Source organism: Arthrobacter sp. TE26545, from assembly GCF_056279005.1.
The window spans coordinates 4,197,183-4,212,314 of the sequence record NZ_JBWBQM010000001.1 but is presented as its reverse complement, the minus strand read 5'-3'; the positions used below and the strand labels follow the sequence as shown (position 1 = coordinate 4,212,314).

At 68.6% G+C, this 15,132-nt stretch carries 18 protein-coding genes; 7 read left to right on the top strand and 11 right to left on the bottom strand.

The genetic code is table 11. From position 1 onward, the window contains the following. Positions 1 to 72 precede the first annotated feature (72 nt). The 6 genes from ACZ9CK_RS19325 (at position 73) to ACZ9CK_RS19300 (ending at position 4,492) form a co-directional block, all read left to right on the top strand. A complete protein-coding gene (locus ACZ9CK_RS19325) occupies positions 73 to 561 on the top strand; it encodes an inorganic diphosphatase (RefSeq protein WP_070348382.1) in 489 nt (162 codons plus the stop codon). A gap of 183 nt (positions 562 to 744) precedes the next feature. Continuing rightward, positions 745 to 1,722, top strand: a complete 978-nt coding sequence (locus ACZ9CK_RS19320; protein WP_476050824.1) for a WXG100 family type VII secretion target — start codon at positions 745 to 747, stop codon at positions 1,720 to 1,722. After that, positions 1,719 to 2,495, top strand: a complete 777-nt coding sequence (locus tag ACZ9CK_RS19315; protein ID WP_476050823.1) for a hypothetical protein — start codon at positions 1,719 to 1,721, stop codon at positions 2,493 to 2,495. The genes ACZ9CK_RS19320 and ACZ9CK_RS19315 overlap by 4 nt, the downstream gene beginning before the upstream one ends. A gap of 35 nt (positions 2,496 to 2,530) precedes the next feature. Next, positions 2,531 to 3,193 (top strand): hypothetical protein, encoded by a 663-nt coding sequence (locus ACZ9CK_RS19310; RefSeq protein ID WP_476050822.1) that lies wholly within the window; start codon positions 2,531 to 2,533, stop codon positions 3,191 to 3,193. After that, entirely contained in the window at positions 3,180 to 3,887 is a 708-nt protein-coding gene (locus ACZ9CK_RS19305) for a hypothetical protein (RefSeq protein ID WP_476050821.1), read from the top strand. Before ACZ9CK_RS19310 ends, ACZ9CK_RS19305 begins: the two co-directional genes overlap by 14 nt. A 5-nt stretch (positions 3,888 to 3,892) precedes the next feature. Beyond that, a complete protein-coding gene (locus tag ACZ9CK_RS19300) occupies positions 3,893 to 4,492 on the top strand; it encodes a hypothetical protein (RefSeq protein WP_426301429.1) in 600 nt (199 codons plus the stop codon). A 94-nt stretch (positions 4,493 to 4,586) separates the two neighbouring features. Here the strand turns inward: ACZ9CK_RS19300 and ACZ9CK_RS19295 are convergent, their stop codons facing one another. The 10 genes from ACZ9CK_RS19295 to ACZ9CK_RS19250 form a co-directional block, all read right to left on the bottom strand. After that, complete coding sequence (locus tag ACZ9CK_RS19295) at positions 4,587 to 5,162, bottom strand: DUF3618 domain-containing protein (protein ID WP_476050820.1); 576 nt, start codon at positions 5,160 to 5,162, stop codon at positions 4,587 to 4,589. Beyond that, a complete protein-coding gene (locus tag ACZ9CK_RS19290) occupies positions 5,159 to 5,590 on the bottom strand; it encodes a phage holin family protein (RefSeq protein WP_476050819.1) in 432 nt (143 codons plus the stop codon). The genes ACZ9CK_RS19295 and ACZ9CK_RS19290 overlap by 4 nt, the downstream gene beginning before the upstream one ends. Next, positions 5,587 to 6,432: a hypothetical protein gene (locus ACZ9CK_RS19285; RefSeq protein WP_476050818.1), complete on the bottom strand. Its 846-nt coding sequence runs from the start codon at positions 6,430 to 6,432 to the stop codon at positions 5,587 to 5,589. The genes ACZ9CK_RS19290 and ACZ9CK_RS19285 overlap by 4 nt, the downstream gene beginning before the upstream one ends. Positions 6,433 to 6,546: 114 nt before the next feature. Continuing rightward, entirely contained in the window at positions 6,547 to 7,242 is a 696-nt protein-coding gene (locus ACZ9CK_RS19280) for an SDR family oxidoreductase (protein WP_476050817.1), read from the bottom strand. A 78-nt stretch (positions 7,243 to 7,320) separates the two neighbouring features. Further along, positions 7,321 to 8,724: a PfkB family carbohydrate kinase gene (locus ACZ9CK_RS19275; RefSeq protein WP_476050816.1), complete on the bottom strand. Its 1,404-nt coding sequence runs from the start codon at positions 8,722 to 8,724 to the stop codon at positions 7,321 to 7,323. Further along, positions 8,721 to 9,374 (bottom strand): D-sedoheptulose-7-phosphate isomerase, encoded by a 654-nt coding sequence (locus ACZ9CK_RS19270; protein ID WP_476050815.1) that lies wholly within the window; start codon positions 9,372 to 9,374, stop codon positions 8,721 to 8,723. The genes ACZ9CK_RS19275 and ACZ9CK_RS19270 overlap by 4 nt, the downstream gene beginning before the upstream one ends. After that, positions 9,371 to 10,639 carry a glycosyltransferase gene (locus tag ACZ9CK_RS19265; RefSeq protein WP_476050814.1) on the bottom strand — a complete coding sequence of 423 codons (1,269 nt, stop codon included), beginning with the start codon at positions 10,637 to 10,639 and terminating at the stop codon, positions 9,371 to 9,373. Before ACZ9CK_RS19265 ends, ACZ9CK_RS19270 begins: the two co-directional genes overlap by 4 nt. Further along, on the bottom strand, positions 10,636 to 11,655 hold the full coding sequence (locus ACZ9CK_RS19260) for a glycosyltransferase (protein WP_476050813.1): 1,020 nt from the start codon (positions 11,653 to 11,655) through the stop codon (positions 10,636 to 10,638). Before ACZ9CK_RS19260 ends, ACZ9CK_RS19265 begins: the two co-directional genes overlap by 4 nt. Then, a complete protein-coding gene (locus ACZ9CK_RS19255) occupies positions 11,652 to 12,734 on the bottom strand; it encodes a glycosyltransferase family 9 protein (RefSeq protein WP_476050812.1) in 1,083 nt (360 codons plus the stop codon). The genes ACZ9CK_RS19260 and ACZ9CK_RS19255 overlap by 4 nt, the downstream gene beginning before the upstream one ends. Continuing rightward, positions 12,731 to 13,264, bottom strand: a complete 534-nt coding sequence (locus ACZ9CK_RS19250; protein WP_426301410.1) for a D-glycero-alpha-D-manno-heptose-1,7-bisphosphate 7-phosphatase — start codon at positions 13,262 to 13,264, stop codon at positions 12,731 to 12,733. The genes ACZ9CK_RS19255 and ACZ9CK_RS19250 overlap by 4 nt, the downstream gene beginning before the upstream one ends. A gap of 87 nt (positions 13,265 to 13,351) precedes the next feature. On the opposite strand from ACZ9CK_RS19250, the gene ACZ9CK_RS19245 reads away from it, so the two are divergent. Next, positions 13,352 to 14,302: a glycosyltransferase family 9 protein gene (locus tag ACZ9CK_RS19245; RefSeq protein ID WP_476050811.1), complete on the top strand. Its 951-nt coding sequence runs from the start codon at positions 13,352 to 13,354 to the stop codon at positions 14,300 to 14,302. 11 nt (positions 14,303 to 14,313) lie between these two features. On the opposite strand, the gene ACZ9CK_RS19240 is transcribed toward ACZ9CK_RS19245, so the two are convergent. Beyond that, entirely contained in the window at positions 14,314 to 15,066 is a 753-nt protein-coding gene (locus ACZ9CK_RS19240) for a sigma-70 family RNA polymerase sigma factor (RefSeq protein WP_476050810.1), read from the bottom strand. Positions 15,067 to 15,132: the final 66 nt, after the last annotated feature.

Genomic DNA, 15,132 nt, shown 5'->3' with positions numbered 1-15,132 from the left:
ATCCTCAATAGTAGTCGGCGGCGCCGGCCGTTCTTTTGCCGCGCCCACGCCAATACCGTCAAGGAGCATTCCATGAAGCATGACGTCACCATCGAGATCCCGAAGGGATCGCGCGTCAAGTACGAAGTTGACCACGAGACCGGCCGCGTCCGCCTGGACCGCATCCTGTTCACGTCCATGCAGTACCCCACCCACTACGGTTTCTTCGAGAACACCCTGGGCGAGGACGGCGACCCGCTGGACGCCCTGGTGCTCCTGCAGGACTTCGACCTGCACCCCGGCGTGATCGTCGAGGCCCGCCCGATCGGCGTCTTCAACATGACCGACGACGGCGGCGGAGACGCCAAGGTCCTCTGCGTTCCCGCGGACCCGCGCTTCGACCACATCCAGGAAGTCTCGGACGTCAGCGAATTCCTCATCAAGGAAATCGAGCACTTCTTCACCCGCTACAAGGACCTCGAGCCCGGCAAATGGGTCAAGGCCGAAGGCTGGGCCGACCGCGCAGCAGCCGAAGCCGAGCTGGAAGCGTCCATCAAGCGCTTCGAGGCCGAAGGCCACTGACGCCTCCCTCCCGCCGCTTTGACTTGCACGACGGCGGCAGGCCGGGTTCCATGGGACCTGGGCTGCCGCCGTCGCTGTTTAAGCGCTGTCCATATGGGGAGGGATCCCCATCGACGCGGCGAAGGGACGGTCCATAGGCTGGGTTGGAACTGACCAAAAACCACGGAGAACGGGGGAATCCGGATGGCGGGATTCTATGGAGCCGACGTCGCGCAGCTGCGGTCGCTGGCCGGAATCATGGGCAAGGCTGCAGACACAATTGCCTTGCAGGGCTCGCAGCTGACCCAGCTCATCAACTCCAGCACGGCCTGGAAAGGCCAGGACGCCGCCCACTTCAAGAGCGACTGGAACGGCAGGCACCGCCAAAGCCTCATCAAGGCCGCGTCAATGCTGCGCTCGGGCGCGAGCGAACTGAAAAAGAACGCCAACCAGCAGGAGTTCGCCAGCCACAAGAGCGGCGAAAGCTCCGTGGGAGTCCTCATGGACGTGTATGACACCGCCTCCGGCGCCAAGGAGGTCGGCGCCCAGCTGTGGCAGGCGTACAAGCTGGGGAAACTGGGGTGGCAGGAGTTCGCCAAGACGAAGGAAATCCTCACCGATTGGCGCGCCGGCGGCACCGTGCTGCGCGAGGCCCTCGATTCGCTGCGCAGCGGCGGCAAAATCACGGACGTCATCTCCGACCTCAAAGCGAACATCCCCTATAGCCAGGCCTTCCAGGACGCGTCCAAGTTCTCCAAGGGCCTGCGCATGGCCGGAGCGTTCGCGGCGCCCCTGAACATCGTGGGCGGCATCAGCGACATGATCAGCCCCGAGCATGACGGCTGGCGCGGCACCGGAGACCGGGTTGCCGGCGGCCTCTCCGTGGTGGGTGGCGTCGGCAGCATCATGCTCATGACCGCCGGCGGCGCGGCAATGCTGGGACCGATCGGCGCCCCGATCGTGGTCGGGGCGGGACTCGTTGCCGGCGCCTGGGCACTCGGCAACCTCGTGGCGGACAACTGGGATTCCATCAGCAACTTCGCCAGGAACCCCGGCAGCTATATCGCCGACGGGGCCCGGGAGGTGGCGGGGTTCGCCAAAGACGTTGGCACTAAGGTTGCAGACGGGGTCAGTAACGCGGCCAAATCAGTCGGTAAGTTCGTCGGAGGGATTTTCGGATGACTACAAACACGATCAATTGGACCGAGCGCGACGTCCGCTGCGCGGCTGCTGTCCTGGGCAAGGCGTCCGACGACGGCTTTGCCCTGCCCACGCTGACGGACGAGGAAGTCGTGGCCCTGGACGGCGTCCAGCGCGAGCAGATCGTCGCCCTGCCGTGGCTAACCGCCCAGGAGGCCAGCAAGGATGTCATGTGCGCGGTGGCGCTGCGTGGACTCCTGGCCAAGGAGCTTGTCTACCCTGTGATCTTTGAAGGCGAAACCGAGCCCACACGGCTGCACGCCACCGAGGACATCACCGGGGCGCTCAGCTTGCGCCGCAGCGGGAGCACCGTCGTCTCCATTGAACGCACCGTCTCCACCGGCCGGCGCTGGCTTTACGCCTACGTTCACGCCGAGGGCGTCCTGGTGGAGGAAGTGGACGACGGCGGCCTCCACGGTTTCACCGTAGTCGCCCGCCGGTCGCTGGCGGACCGTCTGGCGGAGTTCGTCGATCCCGAGGGATCCGCTGCCCGCGACACCGAAGCCGTCTCCTACAGCGAGGCAGAATTCGAGGCCAGCGCGCCGACGGCCCTGGCCGACACGCGCGCCGCGAGCAACGTGGTTGCCTTCAGCTCCGACACCGAGGACTTCCCCACCGTCACCGTCTACACGGGCCCGGACTCCGTCCACCTGCTGACACCCACCACCCATGGCGACTCTGTCTCCTTGGAACTGCGGGAAGCCTCACGGCAGACACTGGCCGGGATCCTCGGCGGCCTCGCAGGCCTGTCCTAGCCACCCGCCCGTTTCCGACGTCCCGAAAGTCCCTCATGAGCACCAAGAAACACCCGCAGTCCACCGGCCTTGTCGACGCTTCCAACGGCCTGCCCGTGCGGCGCCACACCGAGACCGGCAGCTACTACGTGCGCAAGGCGGGCTGGCCCCACTTTTGGGGAAGGGTCCTCGATGCCTTGGTGGTCCTCGCCGTGGCCGGACTCCTGATAGTTGTCTTCAACAGCCTGGTACAGAACTACGCCCTGGGCTCGCTCTCCTACACGCTCGCCTCCAGCACGGGCGCGTTCTACGGGGTGGTAGCGGCGATCTGGTTCCTGGTGCTCTTCGGTTACGGCATGGTCTGCGGAGCCTTCGGCGGGCTGGGCGATGCTGCCTCCGGCATGCGGGGTGTCCGCATCACCGACGGCACCACTTCCGGTGCCTGGCTGGGCGGCTGGCGGGCTGTTTGCTGGTCCTTCGCCCCGCTCTACGTCGTCCTGACGATCGCCGCGGCGTTCAGCGGCAGCGGCGGCGACAGCTTCGAAGCCAAGTTCACGGCCATCGACCTGCGCTCCGGACTGGCCGGCGGCCAGTCCCCTGTCCCGGATCCGAAGGCCGCAGCGGAAGCCTCCGCCGAGTCCGAGGCAGCCGGCGCGGCCGAGGCCGAACGGCAGGGCCTGCCCAAGCTTTACGGCCGGCAGCCCGATGCACGGCCGTAGCTGGCTGGTCCGGCGCGCCGAGCGCAGGCTTGGCCCCGAGCTCGGCCCGCTGCGCTTTGTGGCCATTTCCAGCAAGGTGTACTGGAAGGCGCTGCTACCCTGCTTGGCCGTCGGATTTGCCTACGGCACCGTCGGCGAGTTCGTGACTCCCCGGTCCAGCCGCGAGCCGGGCCTCTTCACCGATCTTCCGATGTATGTGCTGGTCAGCGCGCTCACGGGCCTGGTGCTGTGGTCACTGACGCTGCTGATGAGTTTCCGCAAGCTGCTCGTTTTCGAGGGCGGCCTCGCGGCGCGTTTTGCGCAGAAACACACCACCGTGGTCTTCCGCTGGGCGGACATCGACGCCGCCACCATTAAGGCCGTGACCACTGCGGAAGGCACCACCCCTTCCCGGATGCTCGCAGCGGGCAGGAAAGCGTCTCTCGGCGTTTCCGGAAGGAACGCCCTGGTCTTCCGCGCTTCCGGCGGGTTCTGGCTCTTTGAAAGCAAGGGCGAAACCGCCCCTCTCGTGCTGGCAATGCAGCGGGCGATGCTGGACGCCGGCGTGCCCGACGCCGCCCGCGTCGCGTCCCGGGCGCTGCCGCCCGGCCGTCGTGAGTACCCGCACGAGCCTGGACTGACACTCGCCCGATCCAGCCCGGTGACGCTGTGTTTCCCCGCGTTTGCCGCGCAACTACCTGCCGGTAGGCTGTGATCCACATGTTCACGCTGACCATCAATCAACGCGACAGTCGCAACGACGGCGACCTCGTGCCGCAGCTACTGAAGGAGCTGCGGCACATTCCGGCGCGGCTGGACTTCGATCGCTCCGTAGAGGACGAGGTCCAGGGAATCGTGGACTGCCCGCACCAGGCGGTGGAGGTCGCGTTGATCGCCCTCCGCGGCGGACACTGGTACGTGGGGATCGGCGTCGGACCGGTGAACGAGCCGCTACCCAACCAGATCAAGGACGCCTCCGGGCACGGGCTGGTCTACGCGCGGCGCGCCGTTGACCGGCTGCGCAGCGGCAAGGACCGGGTGACCGTGGCGGTCGAGGGGCCAGTGGCCGCGCTGGCGGCCGAATCCGAGGCCGTGCTGCGCCTGCTGGGACACGTAGTGCAGCACCGCACCGCCGCCGAATGGCGGGTACTGGATCTCCTGACGCCTGGAGTCCGGGGCCAGCAGAAAGCCGTGGCCGAGGAACTTGGCATCACCACGCAGGCCGTCAGCAAGGCCCTGGCCCGGGCCCAATGGATCGAGGAACACGCTGCCCGCCCGGCCGCGGCGAGGTTGCTCTCGCTCATCCTCGAGGTGCGCTGAGGCGCCCCGCGCTATGCTCCCGCACGCTCCCGCGGCTGAGTCGCAGCCTTGCCATCGGGAGGGCTAACGGCGGCTGCGACTCAGGGGCAGGGTCTCATTGATCGCCGAGGTTGTCCTTGGCGGCGGAAGCGCGGTCCTGGACATCGGCAGCTGCGGCCTGGCCCTCGTCCTTGACGTTGGCGGCAGCCTCCATGGCACTGTCCTTGACGTTCTGCACAGCGTCCTGTGCCGGTTCCTTGAGGTGCTCGGCGACGTCCTGTGCGGCACGGCCCAGCTCTTCGGTCAGCGGTTGTGCCGCTTCCTTTACCGCTTGGGCTGCCTCGCGTTCCTTCTCCGACGGCGGGATCAGGGCTGACACCAGCAGGCCGGCGCCGAAAGCGATCAGGCCCGCGGCAACGGGGCTGCCCTGAGCCTTCCGCGTAATCATCCGGGGCGCGTCGCCGATTTCGGAGACGACCCCGGAAACGGCGTCTTGGGCGTGATGGGCGGCGTCGGCCGCTGCATGCTGGACGTCGTCGCGGGCACCGAAGACGGCGGTCCTGATCCTGTCCACGCGCCTGTTGACGATGTGCGACGGCGTGACCTTGTCCGCCACGGCATCGACGTTCGTACTGAGCCGCCTGCGAGTTTCTTCGATGTCGGCGCGCAGGGCGTCCGGGTTCTGGGTCATCGTGTCTCCTCGGTATTCGGTTTGAAGGTTGGAGGTATTTCCTTGACTGTCTCCGCGGTGCGCGGCATGCCGTTGATGGTCTTCAGTTCCCTGCGGCCCATGCTGGCGAGCACGGCCGCAACGATGCCCCAAACGACTGCCACCACGACGGCGGACCAGCCCGGCGGGATGAGCTGGCCAAGGGCCCACCACACGGCGAGCGAAAGGAACAGCACGGCGAGGTGCCCGGCCCAGGCGGCCCCCGCAAGCATCCCGGCGCCCCTTCCGGCCTTGGTGGCTGATTCCTTGAGCTCCGCCTTGGCCAGCTCCACTTCCTGGCGCATCAGCACGGAGACGTCACGCGTCAGGTCACTCAGCAGCTCTCCAAGCGGCATGGTTTCCGCCTTGATGTGGGCTTCGGTGGGAGGCAGGTCCGCGGGACTGCTCATCGGGGACCTCCGTATTCCGGGCTGTCCGGGTCAAGGGATCCCGCGAGCGGGTCACCATGGGCCTTGACCCTGCCGGCGTCCGCTGTGCCGTACGGAGTTCCGTACCCGGCAGTGGTGGTTTCGGGCCCCGGCAGATCCACAGGGGGCGGCGGCACGGCGCCGCCTGCGCTTGGGTAATAGCCGGCATCCGGGTTGGCAGCCATGGTGTCCACGGAATCAGCCGATGCGTTCTCCGCCATGCCACGGCCGAGCCGTCCTGCGAGCACGCCCGCGCCTGCAGCCAGCAGGAGGAACGCGCCGGGCCTGCGGCGTGCAAAGCTCTTCACCTCGTCCAGGAGTGATCCCGGATCCCGGTTTTCCAGCCATGCGGCCACGGAGGAAGAACGCTGGGCTGCCTGCCGGACCAGGTCCGTGGCCACGCCGCCGTCCTGGGAGGCGTTGGCCATGGTGGACAGCTCGTCGGAGATGGACCACAGGCCTTCGGCCACGCGCTGCTGCTGGATTGCAGCTTGTTCCGCCAGTTCGCCTTTGGTCTGCGTGAGCAGCTGCCGGGCATTCATCCTGACATCCTGGGCCACATGCGAGGCCTCGGTCTTCGCAACGTCAACCACGCCGCCGGCGGCATCCTTGGCCGCCTCCGCGACGCCGGCAGCTTCCTGTTTGGCGGTTTCCACAGGGCGGGCACCGGAGTCTGCTCCGGCTTGGTAACCGGGGGCGGCAGAGTCCGTCTCCATTTCAATTGGCGTGTCCACGTAGCTTCCGGAGTAAGGTCCGGTCCCAGCGGGGACACCTGTCTGTGGCGCCGCGAAGCTTCCGTCCTGCGGCGATTGGCTCTCAGTCATTGTCGCTCTCTTTCCACAGTTGGCAGGCTGCGGACAGCAGCCGGGATAGTAAGCATGATTACTATCAATGGGTTTGTACCCCTTCGTCGTGGCTTCAACCGCACTTCGGGGACTTTATGGCCACGATCCTTCTTCCGCCGGGCAGATCAGCAGTTCGCGGACCTCGCTGCCTATGGGCTGGGACAGCGCGAACACCACCGCGTGTGCCACATTGACGGGATCGTTGAGCTTGGAGTCGTCCTGCGGCTTGTACTGGTCATCGCGTTCGTCGAAGAAGTGCGTCTTCATGCCTCCCGGGATGATGGTGGTGACGCCGATGAGTCCCCCGCTTTCCGCAGCCAGCGCCCGGCTGAACCCGATCACGCCGAACTTCGAGGCGCAGTACGCCGTGGCATCCGGAAATGCACGGAGGCCGAGCGTGGACGCGATGGTGATGGCACGGCCGCGGGATTCCTTGAGGTACGGCAGCGCGGCGCGCACTACGGAGACGGTGCCCAGCAGATTTACTGAGATGACTTTTTCCCAGTCCTCCGCGGGAACGTCGCCCAGTTTGCCGCAGCGGTCGATGCCGGCTGCCGTCACCACGCCATCGAGGCCTCCGAGGATTTCGGCTGCCTCCTTGACTGCTCCTTCCACGGCGTCCCGGTCGGAAACGTCCACCTGCAATGCCTTCGCGCCGCCCACGTTGCTAATGTCGCGGTCGAAGACGAAGGGCGTCCCTCCGGCGTCGAGGATGACTTCGACGATCGCGGCGCCCAGGCCGGAGCCACCTCCGGTCACGATGACGCGGCCGGGTGCTTGCTTTTTCATGCCGTTCCTTTCCTTGCTTGGTCCTTCTCCTTGCTTGGTCCTTCTCCTTGCTTGGTCCTTCATTCCGAAAGGGTGGATTCAGCCGACTTTGGCGAGTGCTTCAGCCAAGCCACTGGTGGATCGCGCGGGGTGGAACGGCACGGTGAGGCATCGTCCTCCCCAGCCGGCCAAAAGGCGGGTCTCCGGCAGTTCTTCGGGTCCGTAGTCGCCGCCCTTGACCCAGATGTGGGGCCGGAGCTTTTCCAGGCAGGCCTCCGGGGTGTCCTCGTCGAAGACGACGACGGCGTCCACGCAGGACAACGCAAGCAGCAGTTCGGCGCGGTCCTCCATGCTCACGATCGGCCGGTGCGGCCCCTTGAGCCGGCGAACGGATCGGTCGGAATTCAGGCAAACGATGAGGCAATCGCCCATGCTCCGGGCGATGGCCAGGGTGCGGGCGTGACCGGCGTGCAGGAGGTCGAAGCAGCCGCCGGTCGCGACGACCGTTCCGCCGGCGGCGCGAACCGCCCTGGCGAGCCGGACGCCGTCGGCAGCGGCGCCGTCGGCAGCGACGCGGTCGGGAGCAGCGCCCTCCGGCCCGGTACCCGCCCCGCCTGCCTCCATCACGAGGGACGCCGCTCCCCCCTCAGCCAGGAACAGGGAGGCGTCCCCCACGGCCCGGGCGGCCGCGTCCGGAAGGTCCATTCCGAGCCCCAGGTACACGGCCAGGCTGCCCGCCAAGCGGTCACCGGCCCCGCAGGGATCGCTTACCGGAGTCGCCGGCGCAGGGATGCTGACGGCATCCCGTTTCCCATCGACGAGCACTGCCCCCGCTTCGCCCCGGGTGACCAGGACGGCGTCGCACCCCCAGCGTTCCAGCAGCCGCTTCCCGGCCTTCGCTGCATCGGCCCCGGCAGGATCCGCTCCGGCCGTTTTCACCAAGCCGATCGCCTCGGCGAGGTTGGGCGTCGCGACGGCGGTCCCCGGCACCGGCTCCGAACCGGCCGGGTGGGGGTCCCACACCACCGGGACCCGGCGGGCCGCGCCACCCAGCGCCGCCCGGATGTCCGCGTTGAAGGTCATGCCCCGCCCGTAGTCGGCCACCACAATGGCTTCCGCCGAATCAACAGCGGCAAGCATTTGGGCGGTGGCAGCCGGTGCGGGGGCGGGCGCGCACCCTTCATCGAAGCGGACCATCGGGTGGGACCCGATCCGGACCCTGGTCTTGGTGGGCGTGGGGGCGAGCGGGGGTCCGGCGAGCAGCTCCACACCGGCCAGCGCCCGCCTCAGGTGGCGCGCGCCGTCGTCGTCCGACAGCGCGGTGACCAGGGCGACGTCGTGGCCATCCCGCATCAGGAGCGTGGCGACGAGCCCCGCGCCGCCGGCCCGACGCCGGATCCCGGCGACGTCGACCACCGGAACCGGCGCGTCCGGGCTGAGCCGGGTGGCGGTGCCGTTGATGTCGACGTCCAGGAGAAGGTCACCTACCACCGTCACTTTCATGGCCGGACCCACCGGGCTGTGCCGGGTAGCGCGCCGGACCGCCGGGCGACCTCCGCATCAAAGGCGCGGCACACCGCATGGACGGCGATCAGGTGCCCTTCCTGGGCATTGGCGGCGATAGCGTCGATCGTCACGGCCTCCTCGCAGGCCTCGGACAGCGGGTTGGGTCCCGGGCCGGTGAGTGCCCACGTGGCGATGCCGCCTTCATTGGCAGCGCGGACGGCTTTAAGGAGGTTGGGGCTCCGCCCGCTCGTGGACAGCAGGATGAGGACGTCCCCGGCCCGGCCGTGCGCCCTGACCTGGCGCGCGAACACTTCCTCGTATCCGTAATCATTGGAGACTGCGGTCAGCGCGGAGGTCTCGGCGTGGAGTGAAATGGCCGAAAAGGGCGCCCTCTCGGCGTCGAACCGGCCGACGAGTTCGGCCGTCAGGTGCTGGGCTTCTGCCGCCGAGCCGCCGTTGCCGGCGGCCAGCAGCCGTTGCCCGGCCAGGAGCCGGACCGCGAGTTCGGTTCCCCACCCCGACAAACGGCCAGCCTGCGAACGCAGGGATTCGAGGGCCGGGATGACGTTGTCCAAGTGGGTGGACACCTCGGCATCCGGGACGGCGCCGGGCGCGGCGGGGGTGGCGGGGGCCTTGATGATGGTCATCTTGCCGTTCCTTCCAGGGGTTCGAGGCGTTCGGCCGCCTGCCGCGGCAGTCCGGCGGCGAGGACGGACCAGTACGCCTTCTCGGTGTCGGCCGCGACGCGGTCCCATGAGTAGCGGGAGCGGGCGCGCCGGGTTCCGGCGCGCCCCATGTCGGCGCGGAGCGCAGGATCGGCGAGGAGCCGCGCCACGGCGTCGGCGATCGCTTGCGGATCGCGGGGCGGGACATGCAGGCCCGTCTTCTGGTCGACGACGGTCTCCCGCAGCCCTCCGACGGCGGCCGCCACCACCGGCACGCCGCAGGCCATGGCCTCCAGGGGGACGATGCCGAACGGTTCATACCAGGGGGCACAAACCACGGCGTCGGCGCTGCGGAAGATGCCTGGCATGGCATCACGGGGAACCTGGCCGCGCATGGTCACCTGGTCTTCCACGCCGAGCTCCTTGGCCAGCAAGCGGAGCCGCCGGGCTTCCGGGTCGTCCTCGAGGGACAGCGCGTCGCCTGAACCGCCGACGATCAGGAGTTCGACGTCGTGGAAACCGGCCTGTGCGAGCAGCGGGAGCGCTTGGATCACCAGGTCCACGCCCTTGCGCGGCACCAGGCGCCCGACGCTCAGGATGCGGTGGCGCCGGGGTTTGGCCTCGGCGTCGGCCGCGGCGGCAAAGAGTGCCAGGTCCACGCCGCACGGGGCGATTGACACCTTGGACTTGCCGATTCCCAGCGCCTTGAGTTCGAAGACCTCGTCAGGGCAGGTGGCGATGACCCAATCTGCCGTGCGACCGACCCAGGGTTCCAGCCAGGCCCTCGCCGCCGGGCTGGTGTCGGCCGCGCCTTGGTGCTTGCGCTTGACGGACCCCAGGGCGTGGAAGGTTTGGACCACCGGAACCGGGTCCGCCGCACGGACCCTCCGGGCGGCCTGGATGGCAGCGAGGCCGGACATCCAGAAGTGCGCGTGGACAAGGTCCGGAACATTGCCCGCCCAGTCCGCGCCGATGCCTTCCGCGAGCGCACCCATGAAGGGCAGCAGGCTGTCCTTGGGGATGTGGCGTGCGGGGCCGGCGTCCACGTGGACAACCGTGAGTCCTGGAGCCACGTGCACCTTTGCAGGAAGGTCCGGATCGTCGCGACGCGTGTATACGGTGACGTGGTGGCCGCGGTTGGCGAGGCTCGAAGAGAGTGCTGCGACATGGACGTTCTGGCCGCCCGCGTCCACGCCGCCCAGCGCAGCCAAGGGGCTGGCATGTTCGGAAACCATGGAGATCTTCATCGGTGTGTCCTCTCTGAAGGCTGGCGGTGTTGCCTGCGGCCCGTGCCGAGCTCGGCCAGGAGTTCGTCCCAGGCGTTGAGGAACCTCCCCAGGCCATAGCGGTCCAGCGCCGCCTCCCGGGCCACCAGCCCCATGGCGTAGGCATCGTCCGGGTCGGCGAGGAGCCGGCGCGCGAAAGCCTGCAGTTCGTCGACGTCGTTGGAAACCAGTCCGGCGCCCCGTGGCACCGCACGGTGCGCCTCCGTGGTGCCAAGCGCCACGACGGGCATGCCCAGGTGCATCGCCTCCAGGAGGGCAAGCCCCAAGGATGTCCAGCGGAAGGGGTGCAGGTAGAGCCGGCAGCGGGCAAGTTCACGGTGGAGCTGCGGGCCCGGAACGTCCCCTACGACGCGGAGTCGATCCTCGCCGGGCGCGTGGCCCCTGAGGTCCAAGGCCGCGGGCAAAGCCTCCGTCCCGATACCGAACAGGCGCAGCGGCCCCGCGCCGGCAAAACCGGGCAGCAGGTCCGTGCCCGTCACCCGGCCGCGCCTCAGGGGCTCGTTCACCACCACGCCCATCTCTTCGCGTTCGCCGGTGTAGAGCCGTCCGGGGTCGGGGATGCCGTGCTCTATCACCTTGGTCCGGGCCGAGCCGGTGTCCCAGAGGAGCCGGTTGAAATGGGTCACGTGGACCACGGGAATGGTGTGCTGCTCCGCCATCGGGTGCCGCGTGCACGGGACGCCGACCTTGGGGGTGTTGTGCTCCAGGTAGACGGCCGGCAGGTCGAGTCCGGGCCGGCGCCCGAGGGCCCGGGCCACGGCCGTGATCTCCCCGGGCCGCTGCAGGACCACAACGTCCACGCTGTCCGGATCGATGGTTGCGAGGTCTATCTCCTGCGCGGTGGCCGGCCACTCACGGCCGCCCCGCCCCAAACCCCAGGGGCCGCCGTCGGGCTCCACCGGGAGCAGGTATTCATGCTGTCCCCTGACGAATGCTTCCATCCATCCCCCATGGACATGCCACACCAGGATTCTCATGGATTCCGCACCTTCCGTCGGGTGGCCAGGGAGGAGACGCCGCCCAGCAGGCGCGTCACGGCCTCCAGGACCTGTTCGGGAGTCACTGAACTCAGGCAAGGGTGCCCGGGGACGGGACACTTCCGTGCCCGGGTGTCCTTGCAGCCTGCTTCCTGGTCACCCAGCAATTCCAGCGGCACCCCGTATGGCGCCCACCGGATGGCCGGGACCACCGGTGCGAAGAGGCACACCACGGGCGTCCCGACGGCTGCGGCGAGATGCGCGGGCCCCGTATTGCCGGTGACCACGACGGCGGCCCCGTCCAGTACCGCTGCGAGCGTGCGCAGGCTGGTTCTGCCGCCCAGGTTGCGGGCGGAAGGTCCTGCCACTGTCGCCGTGAGGGAGGCTTCGGCCGGACTTCCAGTGACGACTACGCGGTGGCCGTGGGCTTCGAGGAGTTCCACTGCGGCTGCGTGATGGAACGCCGGCCAGGTCCTCGCCGGGGCGGCCGCGCCGGGGTGGACCACGACGTAGGGGCCGTCGTCGGACAGCTCCCTGGCAAGATCGTCGGACGTCGGCGTGACGCGGAGCCTGCCGTCGTCGCGGTCCGGAAGCTCGAAACCGGCAGCCTGCGCGATGGCCAGGGCGCGGGCCGTTTCGGCTTGATCTTCGGGAAAATCTTCGCCGGGCGTGAGCCGGACATCCAACAAGGACCCCGCGAAATCCGTGGAGGCCCCCGTGATCCGTTGGACATCGGCCAGGCGCAGGAGCATCGCCAGCGGGAGCGGCGACTGGTGGAAGGAGGTGAGGATCACGGCTTCCTCAATCCGGGAACTGCGGACGAAATCAACCAGGCTGTTCGCCACCCCGGCGGTGACCTCCGGCGGCGGGTTCACGATCCAGGGGCAGGACCACGTGTGGACTTCCTTGACGCCGGGGAGCATCTCCGCGGCGGCTGTTCCTTCCGGCCCGCAGAGCAGCACGACGTCGTTGGGACGACTGCCGTCCGGCCTGCTTCCGTTGGCGACGGCGCGCACGGCCGGCCCCGAAACGAGCACGTCGCCCATGCTGTCCAGCCGGGCCACCAGGACGCGGCTCATGCGAGGCCGCCCAGCAGCAGCCCTACGGCGTGCCAAAGATCCTTGGCCACCACGTCCGCGGCCTCGATTTCCTCCTGGCGCGTCAGCGCGGTGGGGACCATGACGGCACGGGCACCGGCCGCCTTGGCGGCGCCAAGGTCCGCCCCGATGTCGCCGATCACCGCCGCTTCCGAGGGTTCGATGCCCAAAGCCCGGCAGGCGCCCAGGATCATCCCGGGTGCAGGCTTGCGGCACGCGCAGCGGTCCTCCATGGCGTGCGGGCACACCTGCCACACATCGAACGGGCCCAAGATCTCATCCACGCGCCGGTTGACGGCATGCACTTGGTCGAGCGTCAACAGGCCCCGGGCAACGCCCGACTGGTTGCTGACCACACCTGTGGCCAGCCCGGCCCGGCGTGCCCGCGCCACAGCCGGGAGGGCACTGCCCATGGGCCGCACCAGTCGCGGGTCGCCGTTATACGGCACGTTAATGACGAGCGTCCCATCGCGGTCGAACAGCACCGCTTTCAACGTTCCGGTTCCTCCCATACCCGCAACGTTCCCCACTTCGCAGCGCGCTAAACACAGCGGCGGCGAGAAAATTCCGTGGGGCTAGACTCCTACCGGGAGGCCCCCTTGGAAACTGTCGAAGACCACGGACAACCGGTTCTGCTGGTGCTTCGCGCGCTGAAACTCGGCGACCTTCTGGTTGCCGTTCCCGCGCTGCGCGGCCTGAAGCGTGCCTTTCCCGGGCACCGCATCCTCTACGCCGCGCCTGCCTGGGTGGCCGAGGCGGTGGAGCTCGTCGGCGGCCTCCACCTCCTGCCGACGCCGGGCCTCGACGCCCCCTTGGCCATCCCTCCGGGTGTGGTCGATGTGGCAGTGAACCTGCACGGGAACGGACCCGGAAGCCGGCAACGCCTCGCGGAGCTGGACGCCAGGCGGATCCTCGCGCACCGCGGTCCCGGCATTGACGGCCCCGAGTGGACCACCGGAATCCCGGAACGCGAGCGGTGGACGCGGCTCCTCGCGTGGCACGGGATCGATGCCGACCCCTTGGACTACCGCCTGGACCCGCCTGCCGCCCCCTCTCCGCGGCCGGGCGCCACGGTCATCCACGTCGGCGCGTCCTCCGGCAGCAGGTTCTGGCCCGTCGAACGGTTCGCCGAAGTGGCCGCTGAGCTGACGAGGGCCGGGCACGAAGTGGTATTCACCGGCGGCGTTTCCGAGCGTGGACGCGCCGAGGAGGCTGCCGCTCTGGCCAAGCTCAAGGGAGCAGACCTCGACGGCGGCGTCCTGGCCGGGCGGCTGGGGCTGGCCGGGTTTGCGGCCACCATCGCCGAGGCCCGGCTGGTGGTGTCGGCCGATACCGGTGCCGCGCACCTGGCCTCCGCGTATGCGCGGCCGTCGGTGGTCCTCTTCGGGCCCGCGTCCGCGGAAGAATGGGGTCCGCCGCCGGGGCCGCACGTGGTACTGACGGACGCCGGGCTCCGGCGCGGCGACGTTTTCACATCCGATCCGGATCCCGCGCTCCTGGCCGTCAGCGTGCGGGATGTCCTGCGCGCGGTGGAGGGGCTTGGCGCCTGAGCACCTCGAAGCTAGAGGACAGCGCCGTCGCGGAGGCGGGCTTCCCCGTCGTCGAGCAGTTGGGCCTGGAGCGCAACCAGTATCTTGGAGAGCTTCCGGGAGACCTGCATCTGGGACATCCCCAGCGCCTCGGCGATGGCGGACTGCGTCTCTTCCAAGTAGTAGCGCCGGTACAACAAACGGCGGTCACCGGCGGAGAGGCTTCGGATCGCGTTCCGCAGGGCAAGAATGTCCTCGAGGCGGTCGCCGGGACTTTCCGCGGACACAATACCGTGGAGGCAATCCCGCTCGTCGGCCGCGGGGACGTCCAGCGAATCGGGCCGCTTGCTGGTGCCGGCCAGCAGGGCTTCGCGCACTTGGCAGGAATCCATGCGCAAGTCTGCCGCGACTTCCTCCGGTGACGGGGTGCGCCGCAAAGCCTGGGTCATTTCCTCGGTTCGGGCCAGCACTTGGCGCCGCATGTCCTGGACAGGGCGTGGCGGCCGCACCACCCAGGTGTGGTCCCGGAGGTATCTCTTCACCTCGCCGGCGATCGTCGGAGCGGCGTAGGCCGGAAAGCTGACGCCCTTGGACTCGTCGTAGCCACGCGCCGCCTTGATCAACCCCATGTATGCGACTTGGCGGACATCTTCGAGGTCGTGGGCGTGGGCCGAATACCGGGAGGCGATCGACTTCGCAAGATTCAGGTGATCCAACACCAAACCATCCCGGAAGCTCTGCCTTATGGTACTTTCGGGGGACGGCAATGGCCGGGCTTGTTGCATCTGGCTGCACCCTTGGCTTTACGCGTAAGAAGGGTGAGCCGGTGGCAAGACTCCCTAAAAGATAAG